Here is a 10,532-nt window from a genome sequence, read left to right as displayed (position 1 = left end):
GGATAGTTATGATATAAAAAGATTAAGTGACTATGTTAAAGATAGATTTATTGTCAAAAATGACGGAAAGTCATTGGATAAAAAAAATGACTTTCAGTTCTTATTTGATCATATTGAATTCAGTATTTTAGAAGAAAGCTTTCTTCGGACACAGTGTGATATTTTATATTCACAATTAGAAAACGAAGGCATGTTAAGTGATCAAACGGTTAATGATATTGCTAAATTAACAGTGTTAGATAGAGAACTATTGGATGAGGCAATATTTGTAAAGCCTTTTATTTTAGCAAACAGCTATCCATTACTAAATAGTGATGATAAGCAATTATTTGATGAAATCTCTATAATTGCATGTGCAAATTATCTTTCTGAAAACCCTCAAAAATCAATAAAAGAACTAGATAAAAACCAAGAGTTTGAGGTTGATGAACTGATTTTTTTAGCTGCAATTATCAACCACAAATTAATCCTAGTTAAGCTTGCAAACTATTTTAACTGCCAACCTTATCAGGTTGTTTTCAATGACAAAGTGTATGCACTACGTGAAGTTTTAAAACTGAGTGCAAGTACTAGAACTTTCGGTAATCCTTCTACAACTTGGTATCAGCTTGCTAAACGCTATGCTGTATATCTTAAACTCTCTAAATCGGTTTTAAATTGTGTTACGGAATCCTTTCAGAAAAACAAATTTAATGTGGATTGCTTTGTTGAAACTTTTCTTCGCCAAAGGTCCCCTAAAATCAAAAAGTTTTTACAAATAAATAGGCGCGGAAATAGTACGATTAAAGCTGCAATGAATAGTCAACATATACAAAATAGGCTTAGTAATAAAGTCATTGGTCAAGCTTCCGCGATTGACGGTTTATGTCAGGGGTATTTAACATCTAGCATTGATTCTCAACAAGGACCTCGTTCTATTTATACCTTTGTTGGGCCATCAGGAGTAGGGAAAACTTATTTGGCTTCTCAACTGTTACCTGAGATCAATAAATTTGAACAAACAGGATATGTATATAATATATTTAATATGGAACACTACTCTGACGAGCGTGATGCCCAAAAACTCTTTGGCTCGGGGATTCAATACTCGGACTCAAGTATGGGGATGTTAACAACAGCAGTGCGTGCACAACCGAGACAAATATTACTACTTGATGAAATAGAAAAAGCTCATAGTACTGTTATACAGTCTTTATTGTCAATATTGGATTCTGGAATCACAAGAGACCAAACAAGCCAAGAAAAAGTTGATTTTAGTCAGTGTATTATTATATTCACTACCAACTTAGGGCAAGATGTTTTACAAAACAACCATCAAAATTCTACGCTAAGTATCTTTGAACTTTTACGTGAATCTAAAAACCCTTCAAATAATACCAAACTATCTATTGAGTTTATTAACCGGTTAGCAAAAGGTTTTCCAATTTTGTTTTCTGAACTTAAGATAAATCATTTAGTTAGAATAGCTGAATTACAGGTAAATAGTGCCAATTATACAAATATGCCAATTTCATATGATTGGCCAAGAGATTTTGCTAGCTTGATGTTGCAAAGTATGTCCCCTGATATCTCTGTACGTGGTTTACAAAGTTGCTTAACCAAACACCAATCATTAATTATAAGCAAAGCAACGCGTTATTTTACAGAAGATACAGATAAAGTTTCTTTCAAAATTAGTATTGAACAAAGCACTTCAAAGACAGAAAAATCACCTATCCAGCTATTATTACTTGATGATGACTCAAGAGTTTTTGGAGAAATTAATAATCAACATTCTAACTGTAAAGTTTCTTTATGTGCAATGGTAGAGGGGTTACACCATGCGATTGAAATGTATCATCCAGATGCATTGCTTATTGATATAGAAACGGTTGATAAAAGTAAAACTCAATTACCGGAACTTATTTCTGACGTATTAGGACGAAATGATAAAACGCCAGTTTTTACATATCAGATTATTGATTCTGTTGAAAATGACGAAAATCAAAGTATATGCCATGAAGTACGTGAACATTTCAGCCTGAATGTAGTTGATTTTGCATCTCAGTTTTCAAGCATGCTCGCTCGCGTTCAATATTATCTTGATGTTGAGTTTAAACTTTTTAATATGAAGCGTCGAAATGAAAAACTTCAATATCATTGCGAAGTAATGAATACTGAAAATGAAGTCTATAACGTCGTATATAATCAGTTATCAGCCTCTAAGGTTATTCAAAGTTCCGACCTTACAGAGGGAGACTTATTTAAGTATTCCCTTCCAAATGTAAAGTTGGATGACGTAATTGGTTTAGAAAGAGCTAAAAAACGATTAGATGAGGTCGTTAACTGGCTTAAATCACCTGATAAGCTTGCTAATTTCGGAATAAAACCCCCTTGTGGCTTCCTGTTTTCGGGGCCACCTGGCACGGGTAAAACCTTTTTAGCCAAAGCGTTAGCTGGAGAAAGTGGATTACCATTTTTTAGTGTATCTTCTTCGGAATTATCAGAAAGTCATTCAGGAGGAACAACTCAAAATATTAAAAAACTATTTGCCACTGCGCGTAAATATGCTCCTGCCATTATATTTATTGATGAAATCGATGCGATTGCATCCAAACGCAGTGAATCAACTCAAGGCGCTGATCGAGACCGAAATTTAGCCGTAAATGCATTACTAACCGAAATGGATGGGTTTACACCACAAAGTGATCCAATTTTCATTCTAGCTGCTACAAATCACCCGCAACTACTTGATAGTGCGATAGTTAGACCCGGACGTTTTGATGAGACAATTCATTGTGATTTACCCAATAAACAGGCTAGAAGTTGTTTTTTTATTCGTTTTTCTACTAAACATCAAATCAATTTTACAGATGCAGAATTGAATAATCTGATTGCTGCGTCTCAGGGGATGTCATCGGCAGAAATTGAACAGGTATTTCGAGAGGCTATCTATCAAGCTGTTGGAGAAAATAAAATGCTGACGAGTGAAGCTATCAAAAAAACAATGATACGTGTGACGTATGGACTCCCTTCAGAACATATTGTTTTAAGCAGGCAAGAAAAGAACCGGACGGCTTATCATGAAGCCGGCCATTTGTTAATTTCAAAGCTATTATTCCCTAACCACCCCATTGATTTTGTGACTATAGAACCACGTAATCAGACGTTAGGTTTTGTTGCTACACGAGATGCAGATGAATACGAAAGTTTATCGAGTATTCGAGCTAAACATCGTTTAGAAATGCTATTAGCAGGCCGAGTTGCTGAAAAAATATATACTAATTCAATTGACGAAATTAGCTCTGGTGCTTCGAATGATATAGTGAAAGCAACACAATTAGCTATGCATGTTATATATGAAGGCGGTTTAGATCCTTCTGTTGGCCCTGTTAATGTAGGCATCTTAACTAAATTTGAAGAGAGTGAATTACTTATGAATGCACAAAAGACAGTTAAGCTTTGGCTAGAAAGTGCAGAAAAATCAGTAGAAGTAAGGTTAATTGAGCATCGCTTGCAACTTGACCGTATAGCAAACGCATTAATAGAGAATGAATCATTAATTGCTGAAGAGATAGAAGCATTATTTGTCTAATTGAAATAATTTGATTTCTTACGTAATTAAAAGGCCTATACCTCTTTAGTAGTAAGCTGTAAGTTTTGATTAGGATGAGCGGACTATCTCATTAGCGACTTAGCTTTGTAGTCTGAAATTGAAAAATGTACATTAGCATCCATATTGCCAATGTTATGTTAGAAGAAAAGGTTATTTTACAGATAAATTATTAAATTTCGATTTAGGAAATCGTTAAGTCCATGAGAGATTATTAGTAGGCCCTATTTTTGTGAGTAGGGATCTTTATTAATAATTGGAGGCACCATGGACTATATTTTGGATAAAGCTCAAAAGAAGAACCTCAAACTAAAGTTACATCCCTTATTAAAAAGTGCTTATACACTGTGCTTATCTTTGCCTATTAAATTTAACCTCAATGTATTTAGTGGCACATCACAGCAATTAATAAGCAGTTCCCTCCCAATCTATCTGTATCAAAAAAATAAAAGTCTCTATCTTATTAGTGGATTTGAAAATACAGGCTTCGATATAAATGAAACAAATCATAGTAAACGTACAGTAGTTGTTTTAAAAGGCCGAACTGATGATGAGATTTTAGAGTTTTGCTGGGGCAATATCTTTAATAAATTACTCTCATCCATTGATAGCAAGCAGTTTGGAAAACTATACCCATTGTTTAAAGATTGTTTGCCAACCAAAATAACAAGAAAGTTAGTAGGTAAAGATAAGATATCTGAACAACAACTATCTGATTTAACTTCTGTTTCAAGGTCAACGATTGCAAGGCAGCGTGCCGAGTTATCTGATAATACGAAGGTAAAGAGTAAGCCTGAGCAAACAATACTAGAAAGATCGTTACAGTTGATGTCGGAGGCAAATGATGAGCATGGTTAAAGATATTGAGTCAGCGAGCTCTAAAGTGTTTTTTAAAGAACTGTTTTGTCTTTCGCCCGAAGAAAACTCTATATTGGCAAAGGAAGCGATACGTTTAATTTCAATTCTAGATGAAGAGTTTATGCTCTATTTTCATGAAATTGAATCGATAATCGGTGGATTAAATACGTATGTAATACAGGAGGGAAATGGGAGTTTAAAATCAGTTTTTGAGCGACTTAAAGCAGAGGGAGTGATAGGAGAATATTACTTTCAAACTTTTATTTCTACAGATTTTGAACCATCATGGACTGATTTTGAAAAGCTAGAGCAATACAAAGCATTGACGTTTATTGTTGCGATTCGCCAGTGCACTCATCAGGATGTTGAATCTCGTATCTCAACAATGTGTAGTGAAATTAGACAATTAGCTTTAGGTAATAGAGCTTATCTTAGAAAGCTCCTCCCTGACATTTTATCATTATCATATATCAGCTTACTGAGTGAATTGGAAAAATTAAAGGATAATGAAAATAGCCTAATTACAGATGAGGCAGTGCTTCGTCAGTTTGCTAGTTTATATATTCCTTTTTCGTCAGCATTAGAAAAGTCGATTGGCATTGCACGTACCGCCAAGCATAACTTAGATCACATAAGTGAGTTGAAAATTAGCTCAATTAAAAGTTTAGACGACAGTATAGATTTCAATGCATCGATTATTGCTGAGATGCGGTTTGATCCAAAAGGTCAAAAGAACTTTGCTAAAGAGGAGGCGTTATCTGATATTGATCGTAAATTAGCTGCTATTACTATGAATAGTGATGAAAGCCACTTCGTAAAACAAAAAAAAGCTAATGCAATCTACGCTAGATTAAAAAAAAGAAGCATGCATCTACCCTGTGATATTTACTCTGCCAGTGAATATGAAATTTCAGTATTAATTAAAAGTTGTAATGAAGCATTTGATAGCGTTAATGAGCCCTGTGCAAGATTGCTATTGCTATCGTTAGTACTTGGCAACACGACTAAACAAGTCCGTAATAGAAAACTAGCTCGCTCAGAGCATCGTGAAGTTGTTGGGATACAAAGACAGCATAAACTTCCTTCACATCTAAATGCAAAGTTCTGTAACAATGTACAAATTACGACGGAGGTATCCAAGGTAATAGTCTTACCATTGCCTGAAAAAATCATTAATAAATTATCCAATATACGCTTCTCTAATGTCACCGATGAAATGCTGCAACAGTTTATTAAAGAGGTTAATAAAAAGAATAACACCCATTTATCACTGGTAAAAATAAGTAATTATTTACAACAAACATTCACGAAAAAAAATTATGATCCTGTTATTCAGGCTGTCATAAGAGGGGAGGATTTAGATAAACTTGTAGCATTATATTATGTGCAGTTAAATGTTTCTGATGTGCTTAACCTGTTCTACAGATACATAAATTACTTGAGTGGGCATGGAGATCATAAACAGCAAGAAATATTCCAAATTGGGCCCGCAATGAGTGATATGGAAGAGAAATTGGGCTCTCAGTTGTTTATTGAAACACGCAAACTGCAATGTCTATTTGCTGTTTTACAATCAGAATTAAAAGCTAAATTACGACAATCTGGAAAAGCCAAATTCAGTAGCGATACACATAACTTACTCACGGTTTATGTTCAAATTATACTCGCACTCTCTTCAGGTTATCGGCCTGTGACTGGCTGGTTTGGGCGCCTTTCTCACATTAATTTAGATAATCATCAATATTGGATATCCGATAAAGAAACTCAGCAGGTAAATACATGCAGAACAATTATATTGCCTGATATATGTATACAGATAATCAATAAATATCTCCGCTATGTTGAACAAAGCATTGCTTATTATCAGCGTCAGAATATTGAGTTGTGTGAAAGATATCAGGCCGTTCTAACGAGTGCTGAGCATTTCACATTTTTTATCAATGGGAATCGAGTTGAAGAGATTAGACCCAAAACATATGAGGCTCAAATCAAAGATAAGTTGCCTTTGCAATTGAATTGGCAGCGTCATCACATTCGTTCTTATTTGGCTCATGAGGAAATTGACCATGAGTTAATCTCTGGCTGGATGGGGCACTCTGATATTGGTGGTGGATTATTCTCAAGCTGTAGTAGTTGCTCATTTAGAGAGATGCAGTTGATTGCTGATTCTATTAATACTCTTTTAACGGAAATATTAGGTGAGGGGATCTAATATGGCTACAAATATCGGTGTAGAAGGGCGAGAGTTATATAGAAAAAACAAACGTGCTAATGCGATATTAAAAAGTATTGAGCTATTTAATAAACATTTTAATGGCAATTCACCGCCTTTATCTAAAAGTGAGTTTGATGAAAAATGGAGTTTGGTGTTTGCTGATCTATCTACAATATGCGACTCAAATAGAATCTTCAGAGCTTGTTTTAACAATATTGTTAAACACGTTCGTAGTTTGAATTGGGAGTATGAAGTACCAACATGCTTAGTGACACACAAAGTCTCGCCGCCATTGAGAAACGAAGAGTGGACCCAGTATGCGTGGGCTATCGATACTTATCATTCCCAGTGGTTTAAGAGTCTTGGAAATGATAATAAATTACAGAGTGCTGAGCAGTTATATCAAGCGGTTTTACTTTCGTTTATTTGCCACTCTGGGCATTGTGCTTTAGAGGTAGTTAAAGCATTTAATTTGTTTATTAAAGCGGAAGAAAATATAACGAATATTGTAGCTGGACAGGTATTTATCACGTTAGATATCGACTCGAAAAAATACCACAGTAATATTTATATTGATGATGAACCGGTTACTCGACAGCATGTTTACTTGTCTGAGTTAACGTATGCGCTGCTGAACAAATGGATAAAAATAGATAAGAGTGGGTGGGCACACCCTAGTATTTCGGCTCAAGTATACAAAAAAATTTGTCCTGGTAACCTTAAGATAAAATACAACCTACCACAGAGCTTATCAGCGTTTTGCAAGTCAGCAATTTTTGTGACAGAACGAATAACTAAAACACCATTAAACCAAGCCTTGCTTGAGGTTTCATTAGGCAGAATAAAGTCATACTCTATCCCTAAAGAAAACTTAGCGCGATTAGATCATCCTCAAGTTAATAATCTTATTTGTACAAAGTTTTATTCTCAAAAACAAAGTGTTCAAACGGCAGGAACTGCTTCCACAAGGAGAAAAGTTGGTGCAACAAAACTATTTTGTCAAAAGTTAAAACAGATACTAAAAATCAGTAATAAAAGCTTAGCTAAAAACCAGCTGTTATCCTTGCTGGAGTTAGATCTTAATTTGGGTGAGTTTATTCTAATATCTTGGATGATATTTAAATTAAAGAAAGCGGATAAGGGGTGTTGTACAGGGTCGGTAAGTGACTATTCATCGAAAATATCCAGATCATGGTTAACACTAACTAGCATGGATAATTTTTTTGAAATGGATATTGCTGACATTGAGGATTTGTATCTTGAAGAGATAAACCTTAAGAAGACTCTGAAATCACAATCATCTTTCTGTGAGCGTTTAATGGATATTCACCTTTTTGCTGTCCGCAATCAATTTCTACCGCCTATCGAAGACGCTTCATTACTTGGTTTATCAGCACAACAGCATATAAGAGCTGGTTTTGTTGATGAGCCTCTATTTCATGCATTGTTAACTCATTGCCACCAGCTTACTGATTTGAGTGAGCAAGATAGAGTGGCACTTCAAGTCATATTCATAATCTCTTACAGATGTGGTTTACGTTTAACTGAATGCCGTAAACTTTTACAGAACAACATTGAACCTTCGTCTACAGGGTGGATCGATGTTAGATCAAATAGATTTAGCAAAAACAAAACCTCTAATAGCTTAAGAAAAGTGCCTTTATATAAACTACTACTGCCTGAAGAGCTTGAGTTAGTTAAATGCCATATTCAAAATAGTCGTATGATAAACAGCTCGGGTTCATGCTTGTTATTAACCTTTGATAGCAATACTAAGCAAATGATATCATCTTTCTGCATTTCAACTTTTGTGAGTAAAACACTACGTGAACTCTCTGGTTGTGATCACTTTGTGTTTCACCATTTAAGACATAGCTGTTTTAGTCGTTTGCAAATGATGCTTGAGCTACAAATGGTTACGCCTTGTTTAACAAATATTGTCCCTTATACGCAGGAACAAAGCCAAGAGATTATCGAGTTAATTTGCACAAAAAATATTAAGAATAAATATGAAGCAATAGCGACGTTCGCAGGTCATGCAACACCAGAGATAACCTTTAATAATTACTTTCACTTCTCTGATCTTATTATGGGGGTGAGATGCTCTCAGCTTATGATTCCGTTAACGTCACAACAAGCACAGATTATTGGCTTAGGGCCAAGAAGAAGTTGCCAGGCGCGACTGCAAGAAGACAAGCAGCTATTGGCTGAACACTTTAATCGCTACTTAATAAGTAAATATAAGCCAATAGAATTGAGCACAAACGTGGTCGCTCAGACGGGTAGTGTAACCAATACAAAGCCTGTATCTGAGGTATTAAGTATTGCACTTTGCTATTTAGTCCTTGATAAAATTCAGCAGGGATACGAGATAGACAGTACAGCATATGCGCATGGTGTTAAATTAAGTACAGTATATCAGTGGTGTACTAATGCAGAAAAAATAAGAAATGATTTTTTAACGTTGACGAAAAAAAGCTCACGGCTCCTGTCAACAGAACGCCATGGGCGTCTTCTTCCCGGCCCCTTAAAACGTATTGCTGAAAAAGCTGAATTTGCGATTGTCGCTAGAAAGTTAAGTGAGCATTTCAAGACAAATAAAGAGCTACTGTTTAGCCTTTTGGATTATGTGTTGCATCATCACTGTGTTAATCAATCGGGCATATCATTTTCTTCACCTAAAAAATTAATGTGGTTTATAGAATGCATAAGTGCGGTAATTCCCAAAACTCGTTGGCGCGCTATTACCTATCGAATTGAAGGTAGATCAGTTCATTCAGAATGGGAGAAAGCAATAAATGGGCTTAAAGTAAAAACATCAGTTATTTCTTCTGATAAAGGTCGTACGGGCAAAGGCACTGTAAGGCTTGAATATATATCCACGACTGAAGATGAGTTAATTGAAGGCAACGGGTTAAGTAAATATTCATCGCATTTGCTTGTTTACTGGGCGCATATGCTAAGCATTATGACGTATCATAAAAACCTTGAATGTTTGCATCAATAGTGAGTTTGCGACGCTCTATCAATGGAATAAGTGGATACAAATGCTGTACCCACTAAGATGTTGTTAGTGTTGTGTTTTTGCTGTTTGATGGTTTGCTGAAATAAGGCTCTCACTAGTTTCATAGCTTTTTTGAATTCTAGACTTAGCAAGCATGAATTCATTCAAGTCACCATAATGTTTGAGCATTAAATACATATTTTCTACCTCCTCTGAACAATGACTTTCTAAAGAAATAAAGTCTTTAGTGCAGAATGAACCCATTGCTCCATCATGGTCTTTTATGCCGACGACAACCTCCACATGTTGCTTGCCAGCAATAATAAGCAGTTCATTCAATTTGCGTTTGAAATTATCATCCATATTTGTATTACTCCTATCAGTGAAATGTTGCGGGATTTATAAATTAACTCTGTACAAAATTTATTCTACAGCATGAATTATATTTCCTAAATTTCACTGGTTTTCATATGCCTGGATGGTGTGAAAGGGAGTCGGATCAAGTTGTCTCGTGACTTATCAATAACATATTGGCTATCTAAGTACCCAACTACCCTAATTGCCAATTTGGGAAGCTAGATTAATATCACCAGGCACTCACTTCTATTTGATCAAATGCACCGTATTCCAGATAGCTTAAGAAATTATTCTCCCAGCTTTTATAAAAAATTTTAACCGTTGATCGCGTAATTGACGTTGGGGTGCAATTAGCTAGAAAGAAGGTGTTAGCGCTAAATGCGTATTCTCATGATGTCGATCACTCATTCTCACCGAAGCCGATCAGTCATTCTCATTCATGCCGATCACTTTTACTCGTCACTTTGCGGTGAGATTGAGTTGTAATGCTTTATTCAATATTCGTC

General features: G+C 35.3%; 5 protein-coding genes. 4 read left to right on the top strand and 1 reads right to left on the bottom strand.

The window, feature by feature from the left end:
- The first annotated feature begins 73 nt into the window (after positions 1–73).
- The 4 genes from KSO91_RS13925 to KSO91_RS13910 all read left to right on the top strand — a co-directional run bounded on the left by KSO91_RS13925 (position 74) and on the right by KSO91_RS13910 (position 9,672).
- The gene (locus tag KSO91_RS13925) at positions 74–3,574 is read left to right on the top strand and encodes an AAA family ATPase (protein WP_238743640.1); all 3,501 of its coding nucleotides are present in this window, start codon (positions 74–76) and stop codon (positions 3,572–3,574) included.
- Between the two features lie 285 nt (positions 3,575–3,859).
- Entirely contained in the window at positions 3,860–4,450 is a 591-nt protein-coding gene (locus tag KSO91_RS13920) for a hypothetical protein (protein ID WP_238743639.1), read from the top strand.
- Complete coding sequence (locus KSO91_RS13915) at positions 4,443–6,662, top strand: hypothetical protein (RefSeq protein ID WP_238743638.1); 2,220 nt, start codon at positions 4,443–4,445, stop codon at positions 6,660–6,662. Before KSO91_RS13920 ends, KSO91_RS13915 begins: the two co-directional genes overlap by 8 nt.
- 1 nt (position 6,663) lies before the next feature.
- Positions 6,664–9,672, top strand: coding sequence for a tyrosine-type recombinase/integrase (locus tag KSO91_RS13910; RefSeq protein WP_238743637.1), 3,009 nt, complete (start codon positions 6,664–6,666; stop codon positions 9,670–9,672).
- A gap of 63 nt (positions 9,673–9,735) precedes the next feature.
- Here the strand turns inward: KSO91_RS13910 and KSO91_RS13905 are convergent, their stop codons facing one another.
- On the bottom strand, positions 9,736–10,032 hold the full coding sequence (locus tag KSO91_RS13905; protein WP_238743636.1) for a hypothetical protein: 297 nt from the start codon (positions 10,030–10,032) through the stop codon (positions 9,736–9,738).
- Positions 10,033–10,532 lie beyond the last annotated feature (500 nt).

Origin of the sequence: Psychromonas antarctica (genome assembly GCF_022267535.1) — a bacterium.
Lineage (GTDB): Bacteria > Pseudomonadota > Gammaproteobacteria > Enterobacterales > Psychromonadaceae > Psychromonas > Psychromonas antarctica.
This window is presented reverse-complemented; position numbering and strand designations above follow the sequence as displayed.

What these genes read in the sequence shown, in the direction of transcription:
- KSO91_RS13910 (WP_238743637.1), top strand. Translation starts at nt 6,664, where the DNA reads ATGGCTACAAATATCGGTGTAGAAGGGCGAGAGTTATATAGAAAAAAC.
- KSO91_RS13905 (WP_238743636.1), bottom strand. Translation starts at nt 10,032, where the DNA reads ATGGATGATAATTTCAAACGCAAATTGAATGAACTGCTTATTATTGCT.
- KSO91_RS13920 (WP_238743639.1), top strand. Translation starts at nt 3,860, where the DNA reads ATGGACTATATTTTGGATAAAGCTCAAAAGAAGAACCTCAAACTAAAG.
- KSO91_RS13915 (WP_238743638.1), top strand. Translation starts at nt 4,443, where the DNA reads ATGGTTAAAGATATTGAGTCAGCGAGCTCTAAAGTGTTTTTTAAAGAA.